Source organism: Saccharomonospora marina XMU15, assembly GCF_000244955.1.
GTDB classification, from domain to species: Bacteria; Actinomycetota; Actinomycetes; order Mycobacteriales; family Pseudonocardiaceae; genus Saccharomonospora_A; species Saccharomonospora_A marina.
On sequence record NZ_CM001439.1, the window covers coordinates 2,314,640 to 2,341,121 of the forward strand.

General features: G+C 69.6%; 23 protein-coding genes. 12 read left to right on the forward strand and 11 right to left on the reverse strand.

From position 1 onward, the window contains the following. Window positions 1-190 precede the first annotated feature (190 nt). From dtd to SACMADRAFT_RS11045, 4 genes are read right to left on the reverse strand one after another with little or no spacing between them, the layout of a single operon-like run. Complete coding sequence (dtd, locus tag SACMADRAFT_RS11030) at window positions 191-616, reverse strand: D-aminoacyl-tRNA deacylase (RefSeq protein ID WP_009153894.1); 426 nt, start codon at window positions 614-616, stop codon at window positions 191-193. Next, window positions 613-2,106: a DUF7782 domain-containing protein gene (locus SACMADRAFT_RS11035; RefSeq protein WP_009153895.1), complete on the reverse strand. Its 1,494-nt coding sequence runs from the start codon at window positions 2,104-2,106 to the stop codon at window positions 613-615. The genes dtd and SACMADRAFT_RS11035 overlap by 4 nt, the downstream gene beginning before the upstream one ends. A gap of 31 nt (window positions 2,107-2,137) precedes the next feature. Beyond that, a complete protein-coding gene (eccCb, locus tag SACMADRAFT_RS29065) occupies window positions 2,138-6,463 on the reverse strand; it encodes a type VII secretion protein EccCb (RefSeq protein ID WP_009153896.1) in 4,326 nt (1,441 codons plus the stop codon). After that, window positions 6,432-6,824, reverse strand: coding sequence for a hypothetical protein (locus tag SACMADRAFT_RS11045; RefSeq protein ID WP_009153897.1), 393 nt, complete (start codon window positions 6,822-6,824; stop codon window positions 6,432-6,434). The genes eccCb and SACMADRAFT_RS11045 overlap by 32 nt, the downstream gene beginning before the upstream one ends. Before the next feature lie 683 nt (window positions 6,825-7,507). Here SACMADRAFT_RS11045 and SACMADRAFT_RS11055 point away from each other — a divergent pair. Next, window positions 7,508-7,825, forward strand: coding sequence for a DUF3099 domain-containing protein (locus SACMADRAFT_RS11055; RefSeq protein ID WP_009153898.1), 318 nt, complete (start codon window positions 7,508-7,510; stop codon window positions 7,823-7,825). A 49-nt stretch (window positions 7,826-7,874) separates the two neighbouring features. Here SACMADRAFT_RS11055 and SACMADRAFT_RS11060 read toward each other — a convergent pair whose 3' ends face one another. Then, window positions 7,875-8,768: a pseudouridine-5'-phosphate glycosidase gene (locus SACMADRAFT_RS11060; protein WP_040926294.1), complete on the reverse strand. Its 894-nt coding sequence runs from the start codon at window positions 8,766-8,768 to the stop codon at window positions 7,875-7,877. An 84-nt stretch (window positions 8,769-8,852) separates the two neighbouring features. Between SACMADRAFT_RS11060 and SACMADRAFT_RS11065 the strand changes: the two genes are divergently transcribed. After that, window positions 8,853-9,098 carry a DUF3039 domain-containing protein gene (locus SACMADRAFT_RS11065; protein ID WP_040925649.1) on the forward strand — a complete coding sequence of 82 codons (246 nt, stop codon included), beginning with the start codon at window positions 8,853-8,855 and terminating at the stop codon, window positions 9,096-9,098. On the opposite strand, the gene SACMADRAFT_RS11070 is transcribed toward SACMADRAFT_RS11065, so the two are convergent. After that, a complete protein-coding gene (locus tag SACMADRAFT_RS11070) occupies window positions 9,068-10,324 on the reverse strand; it encodes a YihY/virulence factor BrkB family protein (protein ID WP_009153901.1) in 1,257 nt (418 codons plus the stop codon). The two genes, SACMADRAFT_RS11065 and SACMADRAFT_RS11070, sit on opposite strands and share 31 nt — an antisense overlap. Window positions 10,325-10,534: 210 nt before the next feature. Here SACMADRAFT_RS11070 and SACMADRAFT_RS11075 point away from each other — a divergent pair, with 210 nt between their 5' ends. From SACMADRAFT_RS11075 to SACMADRAFT_RS11095, 5 genes are all read left to right on the forward strand, one after another. After that, window positions 10,535-12,304: a DEAD/DEAH box helicase gene (locus SACMADRAFT_RS11075; RefSeq protein ID WP_009153902.1), complete on the forward strand. Its 1,770-nt coding sequence runs from the start codon at window positions 10,535-10,537 to the stop codon at window positions 12,302-12,304. A gap of 444 nt (window positions 12,305-12,748) precedes the next feature. Next, window positions 12,749-13,879, forward strand: coding sequence for a sugar ABC transporter substrate-binding protein (locus SACMADRAFT_RS11080; protein ID WP_009153903.1), 1,131 nt, complete (start codon window positions 12,749-12,751; stop codon window positions 13,877-13,879). Window positions 13,880-13,954: 75 nt separating this feature from the next. Then, entirely contained in the window at window positions 13,955-14,728 is a 774-nt protein-coding gene (locus tag SACMADRAFT_RS11085; RefSeq protein WP_009153904.1) for an ATP-binding cassette domain-containing protein, read from the forward strand. Between the two features lie 29 nt (window positions 14,729-14,757). Then, on the forward strand, window positions 14,758-16,176 hold the full coding sequence (locus SACMADRAFT_RS11090; protein WP_009153905.1) for a sugar ABC transporter permease: 1,419 nt from the start codon (window positions 14,758-14,760) through the stop codon (window positions 16,174-16,176). Window positions 16,177-16,210: 34 nt separating this feature from the next. Next, entirely contained in the window at window positions 16,211-17,380 is a 1,170-nt protein-coding gene (locus SACMADRAFT_RS11095) for an ROK family transcriptional regulator (RefSeq protein ID WP_009153906.1), read from the forward strand. A gap of 117 nt (window positions 17,381-17,497) precedes the next feature. Here the strand turns inward: SACMADRAFT_RS11095 and SACMADRAFT_RS11100 are convergent, their stop codons facing one another. Then, the gene (locus SACMADRAFT_RS11100; protein WP_009153907.1) at window positions 17,498-17,677 is read right to left on the reverse strand and encodes a DUF7455 domain-containing protein; all 180 of its coding nucleotides are present in this window, start codon (window positions 17,675-17,677) and stop codon (window positions 17,498-17,500) included. Between the two features lie 323 nt (window positions 17,678-18,000). Between SACMADRAFT_RS11100 and SACMADRAFT_RS11105 the strand changes: the two genes are divergently transcribed. The 3 genes from SACMADRAFT_RS11105 to SACMADRAFT_RS11115 are packed head-to-tail and all read left to right on the forward strand — an operon-like array spanning window position 18,001 to window position 20,977. Next, window positions 18,001-18,774 (forward strand): EamA family transporter, encoded by a 774-nt coding sequence (locus tag SACMADRAFT_RS11105; RefSeq protein ID WP_232285572.1) that lies wholly within the window; start codon window positions 18,001-18,003, stop codon window positions 18,772-18,774. Between the two features lie 31 nt (window positions 18,775-18,805). Beyond that, complete coding sequence (locus SACMADRAFT_RS11110; protein ID WP_009153909.1) at window positions 18,806-20,158, forward strand: type I glutamate--ammonia ligase; 1,353 nt, start codon at window positions 18,806-18,808, stop codon at window positions 20,156-20,158. 3 nt (window positions 20,159-20,161) lie between these two features. Next, window positions 20,162-20,977, forward strand: a complete 816-nt coding sequence (locus SACMADRAFT_RS11115) for a DUF6885 family protein (RefSeq protein WP_009153910.1) — start codon at window positions 20,162-20,164, stop codon at window positions 20,975-20,977. 48 nt (window positions 20,978-21,025) lie between these two features. Here the strand turns inward: SACMADRAFT_RS11115 and SACMADRAFT_RS11120 are convergent, their stop codons facing one another. Together SACMADRAFT_RS11120 and ppgK are read right to left on the reverse strand one after the other, a co-directional pair. Next, window positions 21,026-22,438 carry an RNA polymerase sigma factor gene (locus tag SACMADRAFT_RS11120; RefSeq protein WP_009153911.1) on the reverse strand — a complete coding sequence of 471 codons (1,413 nt, stop codon included), beginning with the start codon at window positions 22,436-22,438 and terminating at the stop codon, window positions 21,026-21,028. A 163-nt stretch (window positions 22,439-22,601) separates the two neighbouring features. Further along, a complete protein-coding gene (ppgK, locus tag SACMADRAFT_RS11125; protein WP_009153912.1) occupies window positions 22,602-23,363 on the reverse strand; it encodes a polyphosphate--glucose phosphotransferase in 762 nt (253 codons plus the stop codon). Window positions 23,364-23,417: 54 nt separating this feature from the next. Between ppgK and SACMADRAFT_RS11130 the strand changes: the two genes are divergently transcribed. Next, a complete protein-coding gene (locus SACMADRAFT_RS11130) occupies window positions 23,418-24,254 on the forward strand; it encodes an inositol monophosphatase family protein (RefSeq protein WP_009153913.1) in 837 nt (278 codons plus the stop codon). Window positions 24,255-24,361: 107 nt separating this feature from the next. Here the strand turns inward: SACMADRAFT_RS11130 and cei are convergent, their stop codons facing one another. Beyond that, window positions 24,362-24,985 (reverse strand): envelope integrity protein Cei, encoded by a 624-nt coding sequence (gene cei, locus SACMADRAFT_RS11135; RefSeq protein ID WP_009153914.1) that lies wholly within the window; start codon window positions 24,983-24,985, stop codon window positions 24,362-24,364. A 563-nt stretch (window positions 24,986-25,548) separates the two neighbouring features. Between cei and SACMADRAFT_RS11140 the strand changes: the two genes are divergently transcribed. After that, complete coding sequence (locus SACMADRAFT_RS11140) at window positions 25,549-25,857, forward strand: DUF4193 domain-containing protein (protein WP_009153915.1); 309 nt, start codon at window positions 25,549-25,551, stop codon at window positions 25,855-25,857. Between the two features lie 126 nt (window positions 25,858-25,983). On the opposite strand, the gene SACMADRAFT_RS11145 is transcribed toward SACMADRAFT_RS11140, so the two are convergent. Further along, window positions 25,984-26,478 carry a DUF3093 domain-containing protein gene (locus SACMADRAFT_RS11145; RefSeq protein WP_009153916.1) on the reverse strand — a complete coding sequence of 165 codons (495 nt, stop codon included), beginning with the start codon at window positions 26,476-26,478 and terminating at the stop codon, window positions 25,984-25,986. Window positions 26,479-26,482 lie beyond the last annotated feature (4 nt).

Consider the following 26,482-nt stretch of genomic DNA (forward strand, 5'->3'; position numbering starts at 1 on the left):
GAACCCCACGCACGAGCCCAGCAACTTGGCTGGACACCCGGATCAACGTCACCGGGTTCGAAATCGTTCCCGCGAACGTTCCCGCAGGCCCGCGGGCCCACAGCGGGCACAGCCGCGAGGCCGTGTCGACGTGCCGCCCGGTCCCGCCCTCGAGAACCACTGGAAAGGGAGTGCACGCGCCGAAGCGGGCCTAAACCTCGATCAACACCGTGAAGGGACCGTCGTTGACGCTGTGTACCGACATCATCGCGCCGAACCGCCCGGTCTCCACCCGAGCGTCGCGCGCTCGCAGTTCGGCCACCACCGCCGAGACCAGCTCCTGCGCCCGCTCCGGCCGGGCCGCGGCCGTCCATGATGGACGGCGGCCCTTGCGGGTGTCGCCGTAGAGCGTGAACTGGCTGACAACCAGCAGTGGGGCCCTGGTCGTGGCACACGACTGCTCGTCGCGCAGGATGCGCAGTTCGTGCAGTTTGCGGGCCATCTTCTCGGCTTGCGACTGTGTGTCCTCGACGTGTACGCCGAGCAGCACGAGCAGGCCGGGTTCGCCGATCGCGCCGACGACCTCGCCGTCGACCGTGACGGCCGCCTCGGTGACGCGCGCGGCGACGGCCCTCACCGGATGGCCTCCAGCATCCCGTGCCGTACCAGTTGCGTCACGGCGGGCAGCGCGTCAGCCGCGAGCGCGTCCGCGTCGGCCCCGTGCCCGGCCGCCAGCAGCCCGAGCAGGTCACGTAACGGCAGCACACCCCGGCACCCGGCGAGCAGCGCGGCGGACAGTTCGTCGAGTTCGTGCTGCCAGCCGGGCCCGTCCGTGCGGTGCAGCCGCAGCACATCGGTGGCCCAACCGTCGTCGCTCGGTGACGCGATGCGTTCCAGCACCACCGTGTCCGGCACGCGGAAGGTGGTGTCCAGCAACCGCGGACCGTTCTCCCGCAGCCACTGCACGCGGTCGAGCCACTCGGCGGCCTCCGCGCCCAGCGGATCGTCGTAGGCCTGGCGCAGGTCCTCGCACACGACGGTGGGCTCGCCACCAGCGACACGGCGCAGGGTGACGAACCCGAAACCGACACCCTCCACCTGCCGCCGCCGGAACCAGTCCAGCCACTCGCCCGCCTTCGACCTGCCCTCGGCGGAACGGGGCTCGATCCCGGCGTCGCGCAGCCAGGTTCCGACATAGAGTTCGGGGTCGGCCACGTCCCGCTGCACGAACCACGCGTCGGTCTCCGGGGGTAGCCAGGCGCTCACCCGGTCGGCCCAGTCCTCACCCGCCACGTGCAACCACGAGGCGAGCACATGGCCCACCCCGCCCTCGGTGAGGAACCCGGGCAACTGGCGCACCACCAGCGCGCTGGCGTCGTCACCGGCGAGGCCGGAGTCGCGGTACACGTAGTCCACTCGCGGGGGACCGACCACGAACGGTGGGTTGCACACGATCTCGTCGAACCGGCGCCGCGCCACCGGGGCGAACCACTCCCCGCCCAGCAGTTCGACGTCCAACTCGTTGAGCCGAAACGTTGCCCTGGCAAGCGCGAGGGCGCGGTCGGAGACGTCGGTGGCGGTGATGTGCCGGGCGTGCCTGCTGCCGTGCAACGCCTGCACACCGTTGCCGGTGCCCACGTCGAGCAGCGAGTCCACCGGGCGGCGGCTGGTGGCCCTTACCAGGCTCAGCGAGGCGTGACCCACACCCAGCACATGGTCGGCGGGCACCGGCCGCCCCAGCGCGTCGGAGTCGAGGTCGGAGACCACCCACCAGGAGCCACGCTCGTCACCGTGCGGCCGGACGTCGAGACCCGCGCGCAGCAGATCGCCGTCGGCACGCAGCAGGCCCTGGCCCACCGCGTCCGCCACCGGCAACGGGCGCAACGCGGCGCGCACCTCGGCCTCCGGCTCGGCGGTGCCGAGCAGGAACAGCCGGACGAGTGTGCCCAGCGCCCCGGCGTCCCTGCTGGCACGCTCGGCGGGCACCGGCTCACCCCGGCCCAGCGCGGCGTGCGCGCGGGTACCGAGTGCCTCCACCACGCCGTCGGCGTCGTAGCGCTCTCGGGACAGCGCTTCGCGCAGCCGGGCGCTGAACTGCGTGGAGAACTCCGGAAGGTCACCGTTCACGAGAGGTCATCGTCGCACGCCGGGGGCACGGCTACTCCTCGGGATACAGCGCCACCTGCACCAGCTGCCTGCCGGATCTGCGGTCGACCAGTACGCCCCTGCCCGGTGGCTGCGAACTCGGCCGGACCCCGCCCAGCAGCGGGCCTTCCTCACGAGAGCCGTTCATCACGATGCCGGGTGTGGCCAGCTCCCTGAGCCGTCCGAGTACAGGGTCCGCACCGGTGCGGGCGGCGCCTCCGGTGCGGCGGGCGACCACCACGTGCAGGCCGACGTCCTTGGCCTGGGCGAGGTACTCCGACAGCGGGCGCAGCGGGTTGCTGGTGGAGGTGGCCACCAGGTCGTAATCGTCGACCACCACGAACAGTTCCGGCCCGGACCACCAGGAGCGTTCCTTCAACTGCTGCGGGGTGACGTCGGGGCCGGGCAGCCGCTTGGCCATCGACTGCGTGACCTCCTTGATCATGCCCTCCAGTTGATTGGCCGACGTCGCGTATCCGAGCAGCTGGTCACCCTCGACGAAGCCGAGCATGGTGCGCCGGTAGTCGATGAGGATCAGCACCGCTTCCTTCTTGGAGTAGCGCTCGGTGATGCCGCGCACGATCTGCCGCAACAGGTTCGTCTTGCCCGACTCGCCGTCGGCGTAGGCCAGGAAGTGCGGCTCGGCATCGAAGTCCAGATACACCGGCGCCAGCTCGTCCTCGTTGACCCCGATCGGCACCAGCCTGCCGTCCCGATGCCTGTCGAGCGTGAGCAACTCCTTGCGTCGCAGCCGCCGTGGCAGCAGGCGCACTTTCGGTGCCGCACTGCCGTCCCAGTGTGATGCCGCCTCGCTGACCGCCTCAGCGAGTCCGGCACCGACGGTGGCAGGCTCGGCGGAGCCGTCGATACGCGGCAACGCCACGAGAAAGTGCAGCTTGTCCGCGGTCAGTCCGCGACCGGGGCGACCGTGCGGCACCCCCACGGCCGCGCGCCGATCGATCTCGGACTCGCTCGGGTCGCCCAGCCGCAGCTCGAACCGCGTGCCCAGCATGTCCTTGATGGCGGGCCGCAAGTCCGCCCAGCGGTTGGACGCGATGATCACGTGCACGCCGTAGGCCAGTCCCCGCGCCGCCAGGCTGGTGATCTGAGCTTCCAGGTCCTCGAAGTCGTCACGCAGCGCCCGCCAGCCGTCGACCACCAGGAACGCGTCGCCGAACGGGTCCTGCTCGGCGGTGATCTCGCCTCGGCGCTTGCGGTTGCGGAAGTCGTTCATCGAGTCCACGCCCAGCGCGCCGAACCGGGCCTCCCGCTCGTTCACCAGCGTGACCAGCTCCGCCACCGTGCGGCGCACTTTCTCCTGCTCACGGCGAGTGGCCACCATGCCGACGTGGGGCAGTCCGTTCAGCGCCGCCAGCGTGCCACCACCGAGGTCGATGCAGTAGAACTGCGCCTCCTCCGGCGTGTGGGTCAACGCCATCGACATCACCAGCGTCCGCAACATCGTCGACTTGCCCGACTGCGGACCACCGATCACCGCCCCGTGCCCGGCACCACCGGAGAAATCCGCCCACAACGGGTCACGCCGCTGCTCGTAGGGCCGGTCCACGTTCCCCAACGGCACCTGCAACCGCCCGTTACCGAAGAACCCCACCGGCGAAAGGCCCCTGTCCTGCGTCGGGGACAGGTTCGGCAGCAAGGCGTCCAGCGTCGGCGACTCCGACAGCGGGGGCAGCCACACCTGGTGCGCAGGCGTGCCTTGGCCGTCCAACCGGTCAACGATCACGTCGAGCTCACTGCGCCGCGGGTCGGTGGGGTGCGGGTTCGACACGCACGCGGACCTGAACCGCACCATCGTGCCCGAGTCGAAACGCAGGTAGCCGAAACCGGGCTCTCTCGGCAGTTCGTAGGCCTCGGCGGTGCCGAGGACGGCCCGCGACTCCGCGGCGGAGAAGGTCCGCAGCCCGATCCGGTAGGACAGGTGCGAATCCAGGCCCCGCAGCTTGCCTTCCTCCAGCCGCTGCGACGCCAGCAGCAGGTGCATCCGCAGCGATCTGCCGAGCCTGCCGACCGCGACGAACGCGTCGACCAACTCCGGCTTGGCCGTGAGCAACTCGGAGAACTCGTCCACCACGATGAACAGCGCGGGAAGCGGATCGAGCCGCGCACCGGACTCGCGTGCCTGCTCGTACTCCCACACGCCCGCGAACCCGCCGGCGTCGCGCAGCAGCTCCTGCCGCCGAGTCAGCTCGCCGTTCAGCGCATCCATCATCCGGTCGACGAGCGCGAGGTCGTCGGCGAGGTTGGTGATCACGGCTGAGGTGTGCGGGGCGCGCTCCAGGCCCGCGAACGTCGCACCGCCCTTGAAGTCCACCAGGACGAAGTTCAGCGCAGCGGAGGAGTTGGTGGCCATCAATCCCACCACGAGCGTGCGCAGCAGCTCCGACTTGCCCGAACCGGTCGCCCCGATGCACAGCCCGTGCGGGCCCATCCCGCCCCGTGCGGCCTCCTTGATGTCGAGCTCGACCGGTCGGCCGGAGTCGTCCACCCCGAACGGCACCCGGTACCGCTGCTCGACGGGTTTGCTTCGCCATGCGCGCTGCACGTCGAACGCGAGGAGGTTGCGCGGCAGTCCCAGCAGTTCCAGCAGCGACGGATTGTCCAACGCGGGGTGCTGCCGCACCAGCGTTTCGGTGCGCAGTTCCGGCAGCCAGCCGTCGTCGGGCTCGGCGTCGTCGGTGGACCCGACGGAGTCGATCACCGCGTCGAGGTGGTTGCCTGCGCCGTCCACGTCGGGCCTCGCCACGATGAACCGGCCACCTTCGTGCAGCCCGTACCCGGAGTGCTTGGGCAGGGTCGCGGCGACCTCGGGGTCGATCCGCGATTCGGTCGGGTCGCTGAGCCGCAGTTCCACCTTCCCCAGCAGCAACCGCTCCAGGTCTTCGGGAATCTCGCGCCAGCTTCGGGCGGTGACCAGCACGTGCAGCCCGAAGTGCAGCCCGTCGCTTGCGAGGTCGTGCACGGTGGAGGCCAACTCGGGCTCCCAGCGGGTGGCCTGTTCCCAGCCGTCGACGATCAGGAACACGTCGGCGTGCTCGCCCGGCGGCAGCGTCTGCTCGCCGCGCGCGGTGCGGAACGCGTCGGCGGAGGACAGCCGGTATTGCCGGAACAGTCGCTTGCGCTGCGCCAGCACGGTGTTGAGCCGTTCGAGCATCGCGCGTAGCGGTGCGGACTCCGAGGGATCGAGCACGGTGCGTACGTGTGGAAGCCCGGAAAGCCCGGTCAGCTGCCCGCCGGGGTCGACGCAGTAGAACTGCGCCTCCTTCGGGCTGTGGGTGAGCGAGAGCCCCACCACGAGGGTTTGCAGGAAGGTGGACTTGCCGGAGTGCAGCTGGCCGACCACCGCGATGTGCCCGCCCTGGCCGGTCAGGTCCAGTTGCACGATGCCCGCGTTGCCGAGGGGTTCCGCTGTGCGGCCCACCGGCGTCGTCAGCGGTGTCAGTGCCGACCGGGTCGGTTGCTCACCCGCGGGCGGCAGCACGTCGTCGAGCTTGACGGGTACCGGCTTGCCGCCGTGGTGCAACCCGACCGCGGCCAGCCTGGTCTTGGCGATGGTGAAGTCGCCCTTGAGCTGGTTGTGCCTGGTCGGGGTCTGCTTGCCCTGGCCGCTGACGTCCTGGAAGACGAAGCGGTACAGCTCGTCACCGGTGATCACGCCGTCGCGGTCGAGGTCGGCCAGCCCCGTCTCCAGTCCTTTGATCACCGAGGTGGTGAACACCGAACGATGCACGGGCCGCTCGAAGTAGCGGTGCTCACCCTCGAAGGCGTACTCCAGTTCGTCGGTGGCGGTGATGACGCAGGTGCCGCGCCCCGCGACCTGCTGTGCGAGCGGATCGCCGGTTCCGGCTGACTTCGGCACCATTCCCTTCGTGAACGCGCCGCTGTAGCAGCAGTCGAGCAGCACCAGCTTCGCGCCCGCCTGGCATTCGTCCAGCAGCGACTGCACGAACGACCCTGCGATCGCTGTGGAGCGCGGCAGTGAAAGCCGGGTGTTGCACGCGGCGAAGAACAGCTGGCCGTTGTCGTTGCGCACACCGTGGCCGGAGATGTAGAGCAGTACGAAATCGTCCGGCTTGCGCTCGGCGAACAGCAGTTCGATCTGTTCCTCGATCTCGCTCTTGGACCCGTCGATGATCTTGGTGGCCGTGTCGAAGTAGCCGATCGCCGGGTCGAGCAACAGTTCGCGCAGGTGTCGGGCGTCCTCGGCGGGCGCGCGCAGCTGGCGCAGCCGGACGTCGAGGTACTGGGAGTTGGCTATGAGCAGCGCGTGCCGCTCGCCGGAGCGGGTGTCACCGCGCTCGGCTGCGCTGCTGCTGGTCATCGTCGGCCTCGGCGAGGAGCGTGTTCAGCAGCTCCAACTGGTCGCGCTGGGACTGCCCGGTGAGGGTGATGTCGGTGTCGCCACGCCGTACAGTGACCGACCTGCCCGCGTGCCGCTTGAGGTACTCACCGATCAGCCGCGTGACGGCCGCCACCGTGCTCGCGGAGAGCACGCCGGTGAGGACGAGTTCGCCGACACCGACCGCGCCGCCCGACTTCGCGCCCTCGGGGACGGCCGCACGCGGCCGGCGCACACTCGGCACGCCGGATACGGTCAGGTCGTGGGCGAGCCGCACGGTGTGCTGCTCGACGGTGGACGGCGGCTCGTCGGTCGAGGCCAGCCGCAACAGCAGATCCGGCACGATACCCCCAGTGCGACAACGCTCACGGACTGTCTTGCGACTGTATACCAGCGGCGACGGTTGTCCGGGCGGTCACGATAATGTCGCTTCGGGATGGCGGGTGAGAGTCGCGACCTCGTCACCGGCGCTGTCTGCGGCCTGCACGGCCTGCTGCCGGATCTGGAACAGCTCTACGTGGACTCGCAGGTGTATCGGCGATGTCCTTCGCCGAGACCCGCACGGCCGCGGAACCGGCAGCCAGGCTCACTGACGCGGGCTACGAGGCGCACCCGGTATCCGTCGAACAGGGGTGCTCGGCGTGCTGCGCAACGGTCCCGGCCCCGTGGTGTTGGCTGCGGGCCGACATCGACGCGCTGCCGGTCGAGGAACGCACCGGTTTCGACGCGCCAGCACCGCGCGGGCGATCGCAGCGGGCGGCAAGTGCCCGTGCTGCACGCGGCGGGCGTACCCTCGGTGTTCTGGTTGGTCGGCGGGTCGGCCGAGCGCATGGTGCTCGACGCGATGGCGCAGGGTCGGTTCGAGTCCGGCGTGCCCTCGAACCATTCCGCGACGTTCACGCCCGTGCCACACCCGATGCCGAGTGCCGGTGTGGAAGCGCTCGTGGTGGCCACCGGGCCTGGCTGCCGGGACCGGGTATCGCCTCAACGTCGATGGTGGCAGCATGGACCCTTGGAGGTGGGCCGGTGAACGAGCACGACAAGCACGCGGCCGCGGTGCTGATCACCGAGGCGGCGCCGTCCCACGACGACCAGCTTGCCGCCCGCAAACGCAAGTACGCGCTGATGATGGGTATGCGGTTCCCCTTCCTCATCCTCGCGGGCGTCTTCTACCAGACGTGGTGGCTGGCACTGGCGTTGATCGTGTTGTCGGTGCCGCTGCCATGGATCGCGGTGCTGGTAGCCAACGACCGTCCGCCGCGCCGGTCGGAGAACGTGAGCCGCTACCGGCGCCACGGCAAGGCGATCGAGGGCAAACCCCACCGCGTCATCGAGTCCGAGTAGCGACCGTCCGCGCCAGGCGCGCCGAGTCCCGGCGGCCACGCGGGCGGTGTCAGCGCGCCAGTTCCACCGCCACCCGTGCGCCTAGTTCGGCGTTGGCCAGTACCAGCGCCTCGTTCGCCGCCAGGCTCGCGCCGCCGCTGGCGGCGTGGAAGTGTTCCAGCATCGCGGGGGTGACGTCCCCGCCGCGTACCCCGCCACCGGCCAGCAGTCGCAGCCCTTCGGCGAGCAGCCGGTCGTGCAGCTCCCGGTCCAGCTCGAACTCCGCAGGCACGGGGTTGGCCAGCAGCACCCCGGAGTCGCTGAACCTGCCGTGCGCGGCCACCACCCGAGCCACCTGCGCAGGCTCGTCCACCCGGTGCGGCACCGGCAGGCCGGAGGAGCGCAGGTAGAAGGCGGGGAAGTCGTCGGTCCGGTAGCCCAGCACCGGCACCGAACGGCTCTCCAGCACTTCCAGGGTCGCCGCGATGTCGAGGATCGACTTCATACCCGAGCACACCAGCAGCACCGGGGTGCTCGCGAGCACGCCGAGGTCGGCCGAGACGTCCCAGCTGACCGGCGTGCCCGGCAGCGGGTGGTGCACGCCGCCGACGCCACCGGTGGCGAACACGCCGATGCCCGCGGCCTCGGCGAGCACCGCCGTGCTCGCCACCGTGGTGGCTCCGCAGCCGCCCCGGGCCAGCGCGGGCCCGAGGTCACGCAGCGAGAGTTTTGCCAGGTCCTCGGTGCACACCCGTTCCAGCTGGGGCGCGGCCAACCCCACCAGCGCCTGCCCGTCCAGTACGGCCACCGTGGCGGGAACGGCGCCTGCCGCGCGCACGGTGTCCTCGATGCGAGCGGCCACCCTGAGGTTGTGCTGCTGCGGCAGGCCGTGCGCCAGCAGGGTGCTCTCGAGTGCTACGACGGGGCGGCGGTCGGCGAGCGCGTCGGCGACCTCGGCCGACATCGCGAGGTCGGCCGCGGGAAGGCTGGTCACGACAGAATCCTCGCCTATGCGACGGGTCGAGCGCGATGGGGCATCATTGGGTACGTGAGTACGCAGACGTTGCCTGAAGTCGACACCCGGCCAGAGGGTACCGAGACCACCGACGACGACGCGCCGAAGATGTTCCACTACGTGCGTAAGAACAAGATCGCCGAAAGCGCGGTCATGGGCACGCACGTGGTGGCGTTGTGTGGCGAGGTCTTCCCGGTGACCAAGTCCCCGAAGCCGGGCTCCCCCGTGTGCCCTGACTGCAAGCGGATCTACGAGAACCTGCCGCCCGGAGGCGAGTAGTCGGTCTCGTCCTGCGGTTCGGGTCGCCGTCGCTGCCACGACGGCTGCTCGCCCGCTGAGCGGTCCGGCTCGCCGGACCGCTCGGGTTGGCGGTCCTCGCCATGGTCCTCCTCGCCACCGCCGCGGTCACCGCCGTCACCGTGGTTACCGCCGTCGATGGGCTCGGTGGGCTCGGTGCCGGCTTCGTCGCTGCTGCCGTCGTCGGGCCTGCGTTGCCTGCGTAGCGGCATCGTGGTGCGTTGCCACAGGCCGCCTTCACCATCCTCGGTGCGCAGCCGCTCGTTGGCCCTGACCATCTCCAGTCGCCGCCACTTGCGCCGCTGCCTGCGGGTCATCCGTGCGGGCCACAGTTCCTGGATGGCGCTGTTGAAGTACGCCCCTGCCACGATCGCCAGCCCGATGAAGAACGTGAACAGCAGGAACGCGATGGGTGTGGCCAGCGCGCCGTAGGTGTAGCCGGTGGTGGTGATCCAGCTGATGTAGAAGCGCAGGCCGACACTGGAAAGCAGGAAGATCACCATCGCGAGGCCCGCGCCGGGCAGTCCCCGGTGCCACGGCAGTTTGCGTGGCAACGCCACCTTGTACAGGGTCGCCAGCGCGAGCACCAGCAGCACCCCAACGGTCGGGTAGTACAGCGCACCGACCCACGAGGCGATCATGGGCTGCCAGTCGGCGGGGAAGAATTCCGGCAGCAGATTGGGGCCGATCGCGATGATCGGCAGGCCGATCACCAACAGCACCAGGCTCGCCAGGTAGAGCAGCAGCGCGAAGATCCGCTGCCAGACCTCGTTGCGTACGCCGTACTGGTCGTGTGCCACCGTGATCGCGTCCACGAACGACGACATCGCCGACGAGCCCGCCCACAGCGAGATCAGGAAGCCGACGGAGACGATCTCGCCCTTTCCTGTGGTCAGTATGTCGTCCACGGTCGGCTCGATGATCTGGTTCACCACGCTGCCGCTGAAGACCGTCTCGGAGAAGCCGATGATCTGGTCGTGGACCTCGGTCACGACGGCCTCGCCGAACCAGTCGCCGAGGAATCCGACGCTGCCGAGCAGACCGAGCAGCAGCGGTGGCAGCGAGAGCGTCTGCCAGAACGCGGCCTCGGCGGCCTCCGAGAAGATGTTGCCGCTCCAGGCCTTGCTGAGCGTGCGGCGCACGAGGCGCAGGGGGACCTTGCGCCTGGCCTGCCGCGCGGATGCGCGGTCGTCCTCACCGTCCGTCATGCCGCCGCCTCGGTGTCGATCTCGCCCTCAAGCATGGTGCATGGACAGGTCCACGCCGCTGCTGGCCCCTGGCGTGTCCAACGCCGCGCGCCGTCGGACCCAACGGGTACCCTTTGCCACGCGCCCTCACCGCGCACCCGGCATGGGCGCCGGGTCGCCGTCGTGGGGGCCTTCGTGTGTCCGTGTGGTTCGTGAGGAGTTGGAGCGTCGGTGTCGGATACGGCCCAGGCCCGGCAGGGGTTCGCCGCACCCGAGCCGGAGCACGACGCGACCGCCCGGCCGCTGCGCGCATGGCAGCGGCGGGCGCTCACCAAGTACCTGACGCGCAAGCCGAAGGACTTCCTCGCCGTCGCAACCCCCGGTGCAGGCAAGACGGTGTTCGGCCTGCGGGTCGCCGCGGAGCTGCTTTCCGATCGCACGGTCGAGGCGATCACCATCGTGACCCCGACCGAGCACCTCAAACACCAGTGGGCGGGCGCCGCCGCTGCGGCGGGAATCGCGATCGACTCCAACTTCCGCAACACCACGGGTGTCACCTCCTCCGACTACCAGGGTGTCGCGCTCACCTACGCGCAGGTGGCCGCTCATCCGACCATGCACAGGGTGCGCACGGAGAACCGCAGGACCCTGGTGATCCTCGACGAGATCCACCACGCCGGTGACGCCAAGTCGTGGGGGGACGCGGTGTTCGAGGCGTTCACCCCCGCGGTGCGCAGGCTGGCGCTCACCGGTACGCCGTTTCGCAGCGACGACTCGCCGATCCCGTTCGTCACCTACGAGCCCGACGCGGACGGCTCGCTGCGCAGCAAGGCCGATCACGCCTACAACTACGCCGACGCGCTCGCCGACGGTGTCGTGCGTCCCGTGGTGTTCCTGGCCTACTCGGGCGAGGCTTCGTGGCGGACCAGCGCGGGCGACGAGTTCACGGCACGGCTGGGCGAACCACTGACGGCCGAGCAGACCGCGCGCGCGTGGCGAACCGCGCTCGACCCGGGCGGGGAGTGGATTCCGTCGGTGCTGCAGGCCGCCGACACCCGGCTGACGCAGTTGCGCGCCGGTGGCATTCCGGACGCGGGTGGCCTGGTGATCGCCACCGACCAGGATTCGGCACGCGCCTACGCCAAGCTCCTCACCGCGATCTCGGGCGAGCCGCCGGTGGTGGTGCTTTCCGACGACCCCAGAGCCACCAAGCGCATCGCCGAGTTCGCCGAGTCGGCCGATCGCCGTTGGCTGGTCGCCGTGCGCATGGTCTCCGAGGGCGTGGACGTGCCCAGGCTGGCGGTCGGCGTCTACGCGACGAGCGCGTCCACGCCACTGTTCTTCGCGCAGGCCATCGGCCGGTTCGTCAGGTCCCGGCAGCCGGGGGAGACGGCGAGCGTGTTCCTGCCGAGCGTGCCCGTGCTGCTGGAACTGGCCAGCGAGCTGGAGGCCGAGCGCGACCACGTGCTGGGCAAGCCGCATCGGGAGAAGGACGGCTGGGACGACGAGTTGCTGGTCGCGGCCAACCGCACCGATGACGAGCGCGGTGAGGAGGAGAAGGCCTTCACCTCGTTGGGAGCCTCCGCCGAGCTGGATCAGGTGATCTACGACGGCAACTCCTTCGGCACCGCCGTGTTCGCGGGCAGCGAGGAGGAGCAGGAGTACCTCGGGCTGCCCGGGTTGCTCGAACCGGAGCAGGTGCGTGCGCTGCTGCGGAAGCGGCAGGAGGAACAGCTCGCCGACGCCAAGCGGCGCAAGCCCGCCAAGGCCGGTGAACAGGACCCGGCCGCCGCGCCGGGGTCGCGCCCGCAGTCGGTGAACGAGCGGATCAAGGCCCTGCGCAAGGAACTCAACACGCTCGTGGGCCTTTACCACCACCGCACGAGCAAGCCCCACGGCGCGATCCACAACGAGCTGCGCCGGGTGTGCGGTGGCCCGCCTACCGCGATGGCGACCGTGGAGCAGCTGGAGGAGCGCATAGCCACACTGCGCTCCTGGTAACCCCGCGAGTCCCCCGCTCTCGTCCGCGAGTCCCCCGCTCTCGTCCGCGAGTTCTGCGCTCTCGTCGGCGAGTTCTGCGCTCTCGCTTGCTGCAACATTCCGCGCGGCTCGGGCGCGAGCGGGCGACATCGTGAGGCGTTCAGCGGAGTGCCCTGCGGCCTCGGCAAGGTGCACCGGCGGGAACGGCGGCCCGCCATTTCCAGGCCGACCTTGCGAGCCCGGATGCAGAACTCGTGGTCCTGAACGTAGATTTCGTGGTCCTGAAGGCAGAACTCGTGGTCCTGAGCGGGGGACTCGCGGGGAGGCCAAACGAGGCTGTATCGATTCAGGGGACTTCCGTTCCGGGATTCGGGCGCATATGTTGTCGCGCACAACATATGCGCGACGGTGCGCTGGCCCATCCGGGTCACGGCATCGTCGGCCGGACCCGGAAAGGTTCTACGGATGCGAACGAAGAGACTCCTCGCCTTCCTCGCGGCCGTCCTCGGCGTGACGCTCACCCTCGCCGCGTGCGGGGCCAACACCGGTGGCGGCGGCGACGGCGGTGACGCGGAGGCGGGTCAGGACGGCGGCGGCTCGCTGGGCACTGTGGGCGTGATCCTGCCCGAGACGGCCTCCTCCTCCCGCTGGGAGGGATTCGACAAGCCGATGCTGGAGCAGGCGCTGCGGGCAGAAGGCTTCGACCCCGACGTGCAGAACGCGCAGGGCGACGTTCAGAAGTTCACCACGCTGGCCGACGGAATGATCGCCCAAGGCGTCAAGGTGCTGGTCATCGCGTCGATCAACAGCGAAGTGGGTAGCGCGGTCGCGGCCAAGGCCAACAACGCGGGCATCCCCACCATCGACTACGACCGCCTCAACCTCGGCGGCAGCTCCGACTACTACGTCTCCTTCGACAACGTCAAGGTCGGCGAGCTACAGGGGCAGGGCATCGCCGACGCGCTCAAGGACAAGCGGGGCGCCCAGATCATCGAGATCGAGGGCGCACCCACCGACAACAACGCGACGCTGTTCCACAAGGGCCAGCGCAACGTGCTGCAGCCGCTCTACGACTCCGGCCAGCTGGAACTGGTGCGCAGCCAGCCTATCGACGACTGGAACAACCAGGCGGGTGGCAGGGTCTTCGAGCAGATCCTCACGGGCAACGGCGGCAAGGTCGACGGCGTGGTCGCGGCCAACGACGGCCTCGCGGGTGCAGTCATCACGGTGCTGCGCAAGAACGGCATGAACGGTCAGGTGCCTGTCACCGGCCAGGACGCCACGCCGGACGGGCTGAAGGCCATTCTGCGCGGTGACCAGTACATGACCGTGTTCAAGCCGGTGATGGAGGAGGCCGAGGCCACGGCCAAACTCGCGGCCGCGCTGGCCAAGGGCGACACGGCCGCCGCCGACGCCCTGGCCAAGGACGTCAGCGAGGACCCCAAGGGCAACCGCAAGGTCAAGTCGGTGCTGCTGGAGCCGTACCTGATCACCAAGGACGAGGTGAAGCGGGTGGTCGACGAGGGCTACGTCAAGGCGAGCGAGATCTGCACGCCTGACCTGAAGTCGGTCTGTGCCGACCTGGGCATCTCCTGACCGGTACTCGATCCGCCCCGGCGGGCGCGTGCACCTTTCGCGCGTCCGCCGGGGCACTGACGAGGTGAGACAACCATGAGCGAGCCCATCCTCGAACTGCGTGGTCTGAACAAGAGCTTCGGCCCCGTGCACGTGCTGCACGACGTGGACCTATCGGTGCGAGCCGGTGAGGTCACCGCACTCGTCGGCGACAACGGAGCGGGCAAGTCCACGCTGGTCAAGTGCATCGCGGGTATCCACGCGGCCGACTCCGGCACCGTGCTGTTCCAGGGCAGGCAGGTGCACATCCGCGGCCCCAAGGACGCCGCCGAGTTGGGGATCGAGGTCGTCTACCAGGACCTGGCGCTTGCCGACAATCTCGACGTCGTGCAGAACATGTTCCTCGGTCGCGAGCGGGGCAGGCCCTGGCTGCTCGACGAGGCGAGCATGGAACAGGCCGCGCGCAAGACGCTGGCCTCGCTGTCGGTACGCACCGTGAAGTCCGTTCGCACGCCCGTCTCGGCGCTGTCGGGTGGCCAGCGGCAGACCGTGGCGATCGCCAAGTCGGTGCTGTGGGAGAGCAAGGTCGTGCTACTGGACGAGCCGACCGCCGCCCTCGGCGTGGCCCAGACCCGGCAGGTGCTCGACCTGGTGCGCAGGCTCGCCGAGCAGGGGCTCGGTGTGGTGCTCATCAGCCACAACATGGCCGACGTGTTCGAGGTGTCCGACCGCATCGCGGTGCTGTACCTGGGCCGGTTGGCCGCGGAGGTGCACACCAAGGACGTCACCCACGGACAGGTTGTCGAACTGATCACCGCAGGCCGCTCCGGCGAGTTGGGCCTCGCCCGTCCCGAGAACGCCGTCCTGTAGGTCCGGTAGCAGAGCAAGAGGAAACAGCCATGACCCAGACACCCACCGCGTCCTCCGGCGCGACGATCACCGACTTCGGCATCGACACCACAGCGATGTCGACCTCAGAGGCCGTACGCGACTACCTGTCCCGGCTGCGGGCAGGGCAGTTGGGGTCGTTGCCCGCGCTGCTCGGCCTCGTCGCGCTGGTGGTGATGTTCTCGATCCTTTCCGACGTATTCCTTTCGCTGAACAACATGGCCAACCTGCTCGCACAGGGTGCGGGGCAGACGATGATCGCGATGGGCATCGTGTTCGTGTTGCTCGTCGGCGAGATCGACCTCTCGGCCGGTACCGCGTCCGGCGTGGCCGGTGCGGTGCTGGCCATGCACTACGTCGAGAACGGCAATCTGCTCGGCGGCATGGGTTCCACGGTGTTCGTGCTGTTCAACGCAGGACTGGCGCTGGCGGCGCTGCTGGCTGCGCTGCTGCGGATCTGGCCGGGCGTGGCCGTCTCGCTGCTGGGCATCGGGCTGACCTTTTCCGGTGTCCCCGCCAACCCCTGGATCGAGATGTTGCTCGCGCTGTGCGTGGGTACGGCGATCGGTTGCATCACCGGTTTCCTCGTCGCGCGAGTCGGCATGCCCGCGTTCGTGGTGACGCTGGCGCTGTTCCTGACCTGGCAGGGTGTGATCCTGCAGTTCATCGGAGAGGGCGGAGTGCTGGGGATCAGCACCTCGCCGGTGCTGAACAAGGTCGCCAACGGGAACCTGTCAGTGCTGGGAAGCTGGCTGCTGTTCGCGGTCGCCGTGGGTGGTTTCGCGGCCGTGACGCTCGGTGGGCACTTCCTGCGGCTGCGGCGGGGGCTGGTGACCCAACCCACCACCATCGTGCTGTTCAAGGTCACCGGGATAGCGGCTCTGGGTCTGGCGGCCACGGCGCTGCTGACGGTGAACCGGTCCAACAACCCGAACGTGGAGATCCGCGGCGTGCCCTACGTGGTGCCGATCGTGCTGTTCCTGCTGGTCGTCGGTACGTACGTGCTCAACCGCACCAGCTACGGCAGGCACATCTACGCCGTGGGAGGAAACCGGGAGGCCGCCCGCCGGGCGGGCATCAATGTCACCCAGGTGCGGGCGAGCGTGTTCGTGGTGTGCTCCTCGGTGGCCGCGCTCGGTGCGATCGTGTACTCCTCGAAGGTCGGGTCGGTGGACCCGCAGGCGGGCGGGCTGAACACGCTGCTGTTCGCGGTGGGCGCGGCGGTGATCGGCGGGACCTCGCTGTTCGGCGGCAGGGGCCGGGTGTCCGACGCCGTCATCGGTGGCACGGTGCTCGCCGTCGTGGCCAACGGGCTCGGCCTGCTGCGGCAGCCCGCCGCCGTGGTGTCGATCGTGACCGGGCTGGTGCTGCTGTTGGCCGCGACCGTCGACGCGCTGTCGCGCCGCCGCGCCGCCGCCGGGGCGCGCTAAGACCCTCGCCACCGGTGATGCGACGATTGAGCCCGTGACCAGCACACCCGTTGCCCGACCCGACGAGGTGCGCCGGTACAACCGTTCGAGCCTGCTGCGGCTGCTGCACGTGGCGGGTCCGTGCACCAGGGCCGCGCTGGCCACCGAACTCGGGCTCAACCGCAGCACGATCAAGACGCTCGTGGACGGGCTCGCCGAGGCCGGGGTGGTGGAGGAGCGGGTGCCCCGGCCGGGCAGGAGCGCGGGCAGGCCCTCACTGCTGGTGCTGCCACAGCCGCAGGCCGCGGTGGTGCTGGCGGTGGACGTGCAGGTGGAGCACGTCGCTATGGCACTGGTGGGGCTCGGCGGCACGATCCTCGGCAGGAACAGCTGGAACCTGCACGGCAGGATGCGAGAACCCGGCGAGGTCATCACCCACGTGATCGAGTCGACGGAGCTGCTGGCAGCGGACCTGGGTGTGCGACCCGTCGCCGCTGGGGTATCCGTGCCAGGAGTCGTGCGGCGCGTGGACGGGCACGTGCACGAGGCGCCCAACCTGCGTTGGAGCGGCGTCGCGCTGGGGCAGCGGCTGGCGAAAGCGTTGGCCGTGCCCGTGGTGGTCGGAAACGACGCCGAACTCGCAGCCCTGGCCGAGCACGTGCGTGGCGCGGCGCGGGAGGCCTCGGACGCGGTGTTCGTGTCGGCCGACATCGGCGTCGGTGGGGGAGTGATCGCGCAGGGTTCGCCGCTTCGTGGTGCCGCGGGCTACGTCGGCGAGATCGGGCACATGGTGGTCAGGCCGCATGGCAGGCCCTGCTACTGCGGCAACGAGGGCTGCTGGGAGACCGAGGTGGGCGAGGCCGCGCTGTGCAGGGCGCTCGGCCTGCCCGAGGACAGCCCGCGCGGAACGATCGTGGTGGAGTTGCGGCGACTGGGGGGCGACCCCGACGCGGCGCTGCGGCGGCTGGCCGACTTCTCGGAGTGGTTGACGCTCGGCCTGGTCAACGTGGTGAACCTGTTCGGGCCTGAACTCGTGGTGCTCGGCGATCTGTTCACCGCCTTGCCCGTGCCGGTGCTCGACGCCGTGGCGGAGGAGGTCCGCACGCGCAGCATGGTCAGCAGGGCGATCGGCGGGGTGCGGGTGGAACTGTCCTCGCTCGGCGCCGACGTGAAGCTGCTCGGCGCCGCCGAGGCGGCGTTCGAAGGCGTGCTCGACACCGTGTAGTTCGAGCGCGACCCCGGCAGGCCACGTGTGGTGGCTCGCCGGAGGCGCCAGGAACGCGGAAGGGCGGGGCCCGGACGATCCCGGGATCCCCGCCCTCCGCGCGGCTGTGGTGACGGCTCAGCGCTGGATGTCGGCCTCCAGCTCCTTCAGCTTGGCTTCGTACTCGCGGCCGTGGTGCCCGCAGAACAGCAGCTCTCCGCCGTTACGGAGCACCGCACGCAACTGCGCGGCGGCTCCGCAACGGTCGCAACGGTCCGCAGCGGTCAGTTCGGGGCGGGTGAGCGTCGTGGTTGTCATTGGAGTCTCCCTCCGTCCCGGCATCGGAGGCCGATGCCATCAATTCAGCCGCAAGCACCGTGTCGGTGAAGGAACCGATCGCGGTGCTCGCTGCCTCCACTCTTGCAGACGTCTGCGCGCCCGCAAGTGTTCCCGGCCTTCGTGGGAGCCGTGTCACGTCGAATTACCCCAGATGTCCTAATGCCTATTCAACCGCGCCGATCAGGCGTGCCGGGAAGCCGTTTGCGGTGGTCAGGCACTATTGGTGCGTGGATGTTGCGGTGCCGAAACGGCGGGTCGACGGGATTCCCGCGCCACTGTTGTTTGTTCTCAGCGGAATTTCCATGTATGTCGGAGCGGCCATGGCGGTGTGGCTGTTCGGCGCCGCATCGCCTTCCGGGGTGGCCTGGCTGCGCACGCTGGGTGCCGCTTTGATACTGCTTGCGTGGCGACGCCCGAAGGCGGCGGCATGGCGCGGCAGGCCGCTGCTACTCGCGGGCACGTTCGGGGTCGTCACCGCCGGGATGAACGTCTTGTTCTACGAGGCGATCGCCAGGTTGCCGCTGGGCACCGCGGTCGCGTTGGAGTTCGCCGGGCCCGTGACGGTGGCCGCGCTGGGCTCACGTGGCAGGCGCGACGTCGCGGCGCTGCTGCTCGTCGCGGCCGGGGTGGTGGCGATCGCGGACGTGCGGTGGGAGGGCAGCCCCGCCGGTGTGGCGTTCGCGCTGGGAGCCGCGGCGGCGTGGGCAGGCTACATCGTGCTCGGAAAGCGAGTGGCGCACGCGGGCAACGGCATCGACGGCCTCGCGGTCGGGTTCGTCGTGGCCACGGTCGTGCTGTCGCCGCTGGCGTTGGGCACCGGTGCCGTGTGGGGCCGGTTCGACCTGCTCACCATGGGCGTCGGGGTGGGCCTGCTGTCCACCGTCGTGCCCTACGTGCTGGACCAGGTGGTGCTGCGCAGGCTCGGTCGTGCCCGGTTTGCGGTGCTGCTCGCCCTGCTGCCCGTGACAGCGACGGTGACCGGGTTGGTGGTACTCGGGCAGGTGCCCGGCCCTGTGGAGACGGTTGGCATCCTCGCCGTGGTGGCGGGTGTCGCGTTGCGTTCCTCGAAGCAGTGACTGTGAGCCGAAGCACTGGCAGGATGGGCCGATGACCAAGGCGGCATCGGCTGCGGCCAAGGATCTCGCGGTCGCGGGTGTACTGGGGGTCCACCTGTCCTGGGCGGACAACAACGGCATTCCCAGGTCACGAATCGTGCCGATCAGCGGACTCGCCGGGGCGGCGGCATGCGGAGTCGGCGCGACCACGCTGTTCGCGGTGTTCGACAGTCACGACCGCATCACCTACAGCCACCCCGAACTGGGCACCCCGTCGGGCGACATCCGGTTGGTGCCGGTGATCGAGCGGCTACGCAGGCTGGCAGGTCAGCCCGCGCTGGCATGGGCGCCCGCGAGGCAGGTGGCGGGCGACGGCTCACCGTGGCCGTACTGCCAGCGCACCGCACTGGAACGGCAGGTCGCCGAGGCCGAGCGTGAGGGCCTCGAGTTCAAGGTCGGCTTCGAGATCGAGTTCGCCGTGGCACCCGCAGGCAGCTCCGACGTCGTCACCACCCCCGGGCACTCCGGTCCGGCCTACAGCCCGCACGCGCTGGTACCACTCGACGATTTCGTCTGCGCGTTGCTGCACGATTTCGAGGCCAACGGGCTGCGCATCGGGCAACTGCACGCCGAGTACGGGCCCGCGCAACTGGAGCTGAGCCTGCCCGCCACCGACCCGGTGCGCGCGGCCGACGACCAGTTGCTGGCAAGGCAGACCATTCACGCCGCGGCGCGAGCGCACGGCCTGCGTGTCAGCTTCGCCCCGCTGGTCAGCCCGCAGGCACCGGGCAACGGCTGGCACCTGCACACCTCGGTCTGGCGAGACGGCCGCAACCTGCTCGCGGGTGAGGACGGCCCCACCGGCGAGGGCGCGGCCTGCCTCGCGGGCCTGCTGCGCGATCTGGGGGCGTTGACCGCAGTGACGGCCCCGAGTGTGCCCTCGATCCACCGGCTGCGGCCGGGCTACTTCGCCAGCGCCTACACCTTCTGGGGAGTGGAGAACCGGGAAGCGCCGCTGCGGTACGTGCCGGGCACCGCGATGGTCGGCGCCGACCACGCCAACGTCGAGCTCAAACCCTGTGACGCCTCGGCGAACCCCTACCTGGCGTTGGCGGCGTTGATCGCCGCCGGGCGTGCCGGAATCGCCGAGGGACTGGAACTCGCGCCCGCTGTCGATGCCGATCCGGGTACCTGGCAGGAGAGTGAGCGGCAGACCCTGGGCATCGCTTCGCTGCCGTCCTCGCCTTCGGAGCAGGCGCGGCTGCTGGAGGGGTCACCGCGAATCAGGGCGGCGCTGGGGGAGGCGTTGTTCGGTGCGTTTCGCGCGGTCCGCGCCTCCGACGCGGAGTGGGCCGAGGACAAGCCGATCGAGCAGGTCGTGCTGGCGCACCTGTGGCGGTACTGACGGGTGTCGCTGTCGCAGGAGGTGCGCTGGCTGCCCGGTGGCGCCAGGATCGTCGCGCAGGCGCGTGCAGAGCTGCCGCAGAAGAACGAACTGTGTGCCGCGTTCACCGCGGCGGTGTGCCTGCGGGCGCACGGCGTACGCGTGATCGACCAGGACGAGGTGGCTTGCGCGGCGGGCAGCGTGCTGCTCGACGGTGCGAGCGCCTGCCTCCCGCCGGGCGAGGCCGGTCGCACGGACTACCGGATCGCCTTGCCCCGCACCTCGGAGCCGGCCGGGGCGGGGACCTCGGCGGCGGGAGTGGCACACGCCGTCGAGCGACTCTCCGGCGGTGCGCTCGCGGCGGTACCCGCCTGTGGCGAGTGGACGGTGTCGGCGTTGGTCGGGCTGCTCGACGGGGCGCGGCAGCACAGCCGGGTGGGCGTGATGGCGAACGTGGACACCGCCTCGTTCGCCGCTCATGACACCCCGCAACAGGCGTTGCGCGACTACCTCGCCACCGGATTTCCTCCATTGTGGACATCGCGCTGGCGGGTCGGTCACTTCGTGTTGCTCGCGGGCAGCCTTCCCGGTCCCGGTGGTGCCGTTGTGTCTGTTGTGGACACTTATGCTTCCCTGGGGGACAGGGGAGTTCACCTGCAACCGATCAGCAATGTCGTCGCGGCGTTGCGCCGCGAGGATACGCCCGAGGAGGGCGGGGTGCTGCTCGTCGTCCCCGCGGCCGAGGCCGAGCTCGCCCGCCGTCGGGTCGTGGCGGCGGGACTGCGGGTGCGGCTGTGGGACAACGGCAGCCCGGCACCCGAACACCTGCCGCGCACATGAAAAAGCCCGTCGTGGCCGGCGAGCCTGCCACGACGGGCCTGGAATTCCTCAGTCCAGGTAGTCGCGAAGCACCTGGGAGCGCGACGGGTGTCGCAGCTTGGACATCGTCTTGGACTCGATCTGCCTGATCCGCTCGCGCGTCACGCCGTAGACCTGTCCGATCTCGTCCAGCGTCCTGGGCTGACCGTCGGTAAGGCCGAAGCGCAGCCGCACCACGCCTGCCTCCCGCTCCGACAGCGTCTGCAGCACCGACTGCAGCTGGTCCTGCAGCAGGGTGAAGGAGACCGCATCGACGGCCACCACTGCCTCGCTGTCCTCGATGAAGTCGCCGAGTTGCGAGTCGCCCTCGTCACCGATCGTCTGGTCGAGCGAGATCGGCTCCCGCGCGTACTGCTGGATCTCCAGGACCTTCTCCGGCGAGATGTCCATCTCCTTGGCGAGCTCCTCGGGGGTGGGCTCGCGTCCGAGATCCTGCAACAGCTCGCGCTGTATCCGGCCAAGCTTGTTGATGACCTCCACCATGTGCACCGGGATGCGGATGGTGCGGGCCTGGTCGGCCATCGCGCGCGTGATGGCCTGCCGAATCCACCACGTGGCGTAGGTGGAGAACTTGAAGCCCTTGGTGTAGTCGAACTTCTCGACGGCGCGGATGAGGCCGAGGTTGCCCTCCTGGATGAGGTCCAAGAACGCCATCCCGCGGCCGGTGTAGCGCTTGGCCAGCGAGACCACCAGTCGCAGGTTGGCCTCGAGCAGGTGGCTCTTGGCTCGTTCCCCGTCGCGGACGATCCACTTCAGGTCGCGCCGCATCTGGGTGCTGAGCTTCTCGCCCTCTTCCTCTGCGACGCGGAGGCGCTCGGCGGCGTACAGCCCCGCCTCGATCCGCTTGGCCAGCTCCACCTCTTCCTCGGCGTTGAGCAGGGCCACCTTGCCGATCTGCTTGAGATAGGCGCGCACGGAGTCGGCCGAAGCGGTGAGTTCGGCGTCCTTGCGGGCCTGCCGCAGCGCCTCCGACTCCTCCTCGTCCCACACGAAGTCGGGGTCGGTGCGAGACCTGCCGCCCGACTCCTCGTCGGCCTCCTCGGCGTCCTCGGTCACCGTGGCGTCGACGACGTCGACCTCCACGGCATCGACGTCGAGGTCCGACAGATCGACGTCCTCGAGTTCGGCGGTGTCGATGTCCTCGCCGACCTCGGACGACGCCGACGAACCCGACGAACCTGCCTTGGTCTTCGACTTGGTCTTCTCGGTCTTGGCGCCCTTGCGAGTCCGCGTGGACTTCGCGGGAGCCTTCTTCGCGGCCGGCTTCCGGCTCGACGACTCAGCGTCCGGCGTGGCCGTCCCGTTCGCGGCCGCCGTGCTCTCGTCGGCAGTCGGTTCCTCGGCGGCGCTCGTTGTCTTCGTCCCGCTTCGAGTTGCGGTCTTTGCGGCTGCCACGTACGCCCTTTCGCAGCGGTCGATCATGACGAACCGAGACGCTTCGCATCCCGGCTGCCTCAGATTCGGGGAACACGCCCCGGCCTGCGGTTTTACCTCCGCAGCCGAGAGCCGTGTTCCATTGTAACGACGACCGGGGCGTGCGTCGCGAAGCGATCAACTTTCGGGCGCGCTGCCACCGCCGTGCCGCTCAGTGCTCGATACCCTCCGCCGCGGCGGCCGCGGCGCCCACGATCCCTGCGTTGTTCTGCAAAGACGCCACTTCGACGGGGGTGCGGACCCGCAGCAACGGCACCCACTTCTCGGACTTCTTGCTGACCCCGCCGCCCACGACGAACAGGTCGGGCCAGATCAGGTTCTCCAGCACGGTCAGGTAACGATCCACTCGTTTGGCCCACTCCGGGTAAGAAAGCCCCTCGTTGTCCTTCACCGAGGCGGCAGCGCGCTTCTCCGCGTCGTACCCGTCGATCTCGAGGTGGCCGAACTCGGTGTTCGGGATGAGTTTCGCATCGTGGAACAGGGCGCTTCCGATGCCGGTGCCGAAGGTCAGCAGTGCGACGACACCCTGCCTTGCTCTCGGGCTTCCGAACCGCGTCTCGGCCATGCCCGCGGCATCGGCGTCGTTGAGCATGGCGACGTCGGCCACCGTACGGCCGAGCCGTTCGGCGAACATCGCGTCGGCGTCCGTGCCGATCCAGGCAGGGTCGATGTTGGCCGCGGTCTGGGCGACGCCCTTCTTGATGACGGCGGGCAGGGTGATGCCGACGGGGCCGTCCCAACCGAAGTGGTCGACGATCTCGGTGACGACGTCGGCGATCGCGTCAGGTGTGGCCGGTCGCGGCGTGTCGATGCGCAACCGGTCGCCGATGAGCCGGCCCTCTTTCAGATCGACAACGGCGCCCTTGATTCCGCTGCCGCCGATGTCGATGCCGAAGCCGCGGGTCGCCGTCATTGGCGTCGTCCCTTCCTGTTCGATTCAGAAGCCATTGGGCGAGACTTTAGCCGGATGTGGTCACATGGTGACGTGGGAGCTGACGAACTCGAACCGGCCGCGCTGACCTCCACCGCCGAGTCGGTCGCCGCCGAAGCGGCCGAGCTGGTGCGCAGAGCCCGGGAATCCATGCTTGCCGGGCGCTCCGTGGCCGTCGACACCAAGACCAGCGACACCGATGTCGTCACCGCCGTAGACACCGAGTCCGAGCGTTTGATCCGCGCCCGGCTGTCGCAGCTGCGGCCCGGCGAGCCGGTGCTGGGGGAGGAGGAAGGCGGCGACAGCGGGGGCGGTGTCACGTGGGTCGTCGATCCCATCGACGGCACCGTGAACTTCCTGTACGGCTTCCCGTGGTTCGCCGTCTCCGTCGCCGCTCAGCTCGACGGCGTTTCGGTGGCCGGAGCGGTCGTGGAGCCGGTCAGCGGCAGGCGCTGGACGGCCACCCGCGGCGAGGGGGCCTGGTGCGACGGCAGGAGGCTTGCGGTGGCCGAGCCTGCCGGGCTCGACGTCACGCTGCTGACCACCGGTTTCGCCTACAAGTCCGACCGGAGGCAGCGACAGGCCGGGCTGGTCGCCGCACTGCTGGGATACGTGCGTGACATCCGAAGGCCCGGCTCGGCCGCCCTCGACCTGTGCGCGGTCGCGGCAGGCTGGACCGACGCCTACTTCGAGCACGGGTTGCAGCGCTGGGACTGGGCGGCGGGCGCGCTGATCGCCTCGGAGGCTGGTGCGGTGGTCTCACTGCCGGGTGAGGACCGCAGGCTCGGGAAGGACGCGACTCTCGCGGTGGCGCCGTCGGTGGCCGAGCCACTGCGTGCCGCGCTCGCCGAATGCGGTGCCGACGACGTCTGAGACGGTCTGAGACGGTCTGAGACGGCTGAGGTTGGCCGAGGGCGTCCGAGGTTGTCAGGGCGCTGTTGTCAGAGATCGTCAGAGGGCACCTTCGGGTTCCGCCGGTGTCAGCAGTGCTGCGGGCCCGCCTGCTCGAACAGTTCCTCGTCGATCACCGGCCCGCCGCCTGGCGCCGACTGCTCGTTGTTGCCCTTTCCCTGGTGCTTCACCGACCACGCGTTGAGCCGCTGGATGATCTCCAGGCCCGAGGGGGAGGGGCGTACGTCGTTGAACTCCGTACCGACGGCAAGGTCGACGCTGGCGTCCTGCCGGTTGTCGCGGACCAGTTGCAGGCAGGGGTCGACGAGCGCCACCGTGCGCGCGGCGCCCGCTCCGTTCTCGCCGAAGCGGACCTGACCGTGGCAGTCGGCCACCTTCGTGGGGTAGGCGTCGTCGTTCTGCGGTTCCGCGATCTGGCTGAAGCCGAGCCTGCGCATCGCCTCGGTGGTCATCGCGGCTTCGCCCCGCGCCCCGCTGGCGTTGAGCACCCGTACCGCTACCCGGTCGGGCGGAATCGGGGGTGTGCCCGCGAGCCCGTCGGGTGGCAACGGGGTGTAGGTCACCCCGGGTGGCGGCGTGGCGGGCGGTTCGCAGCGAATCGCCGCCTCGAGGTCCTCGGTGGAACTGATGGCGTTCACCCACACGAACACGGCGGCGAGTCCGAGCACGCTCAGTACGGCCAGCGCGGGCAACGGGCGGTACCTGCGGTAGGTCCGCTTACGCGGTGTTCGCGCCGTCCGGGGTCCACCGTGTGGACCGCCTTGCCGACCGCTTTGCCGACCACCGAAGCCCCCGGTCCCCGACGTCACACCTCGCCCCTTCCGAAGCCCCGTTTCCGCGCCCGCCTGTACCGACATCGTCGCTGTTGATCAGCCTAGGCGTTACACGATGCGCTGCTGAAACCGCCACCGGATGGCACCATGATCGCGGGCGGTCGGGCAAGACGACCCGGTGCTCACCCAGCCTCCCGGTACCAATTCGCAATACGAAGGACGGAACCGTTACTCGTCCCGAAATTAACTCTCTTGAGTGACGTATCCTAGAGCCCGGGTGAGCAGCTTCGAGCTGGGGTAAGTCGTGGGCTACCCTCTCCGGGCTCCGGGCGGGTGATCAGGAGTTCGGAAAGAGACCTCCCTCACGCCGATTTCGGGCACAAACACGGGCGCTGGAACGTTGACCAGCGGCACGAGGACTCTCGGGCGCCACTCGAGGGTTCGCGAACTGGTATCGAAGCTGATCGCAGGGGTGAAGGACAATGGCGACCGACTACGACGCTCCGCGCCGCAGCGAAGCCGACGAGCTGGCCGAGGACTCGTTGGAGGAGCTGAAGGCGAGGCGCAACGAAACGCAGTCCGGCGTCGTGGACGTCGACGAGGACGCGACCGCCGAGAATTTCGAGCTTCCGGGGGCGGATCTTTCCGGGTTGTCGGGCGAGGACCTGACGGTGAAGGTGGTGCCGAAGCAGGCCGACGAGTTCACTTGCTCGGTGTGCTTCCTGGTTCACCACCGCAGCAGGCTGGCCGAGGAGTCGGGCGGCAGGCTGATCTGCCGTGACTGCGCCTGAGTGAAGGCACGTTCGGGAGGGGTTCCTCACGCTGGGCGGGGCCTGGAGGGGTTCGAGTTCGCGAACGGGTGGTTGAGCGCAGGCTCGGCCACCCCGTTTCGTATCCGGCCTTCGTGTCCGGCATCGCTAGTGTTCGCCGCCGTGCTCGCGCAGCACGGCGGCGAGTCGCTCGGGGTGCCGGGTGCTGAACACCCAGTAGGGCGTGGGGTCGTCGGGATCGGCGAGCCACACCCGCAGCAGCGTCGGTACCCAGCCCCGGTGTACGAGGAACGCGGCGGGGTCGAGCTGCGGGCCCAGTGCCTTGCGCTTGTCCTGCTTGCCGATGATCTCGACCCGGTCCACGTAGCGAAGCGGCAGGTGCGCCTCACCCACCCACAACTCGGGTTCGGCGCCGGCTGTGACGCTCACCCGGATGCGGCCCAGCGCCACCATGACGAGCGCGACGAGCGGAAGCAAGATCACGTACGGTAGCCAGGCTCGCACACCCGGATATCCCATGTGTATCTCGGCGGCCAGCAGTGCGGCACCGATCAGTGGCAGCGGCCAAACCCACCACGGGACATAGAGACGCTCGGAGTACAGGGTGCTCGTCCGCTGTCGTGTGCGTGCGCGCGCGTTCACGAGG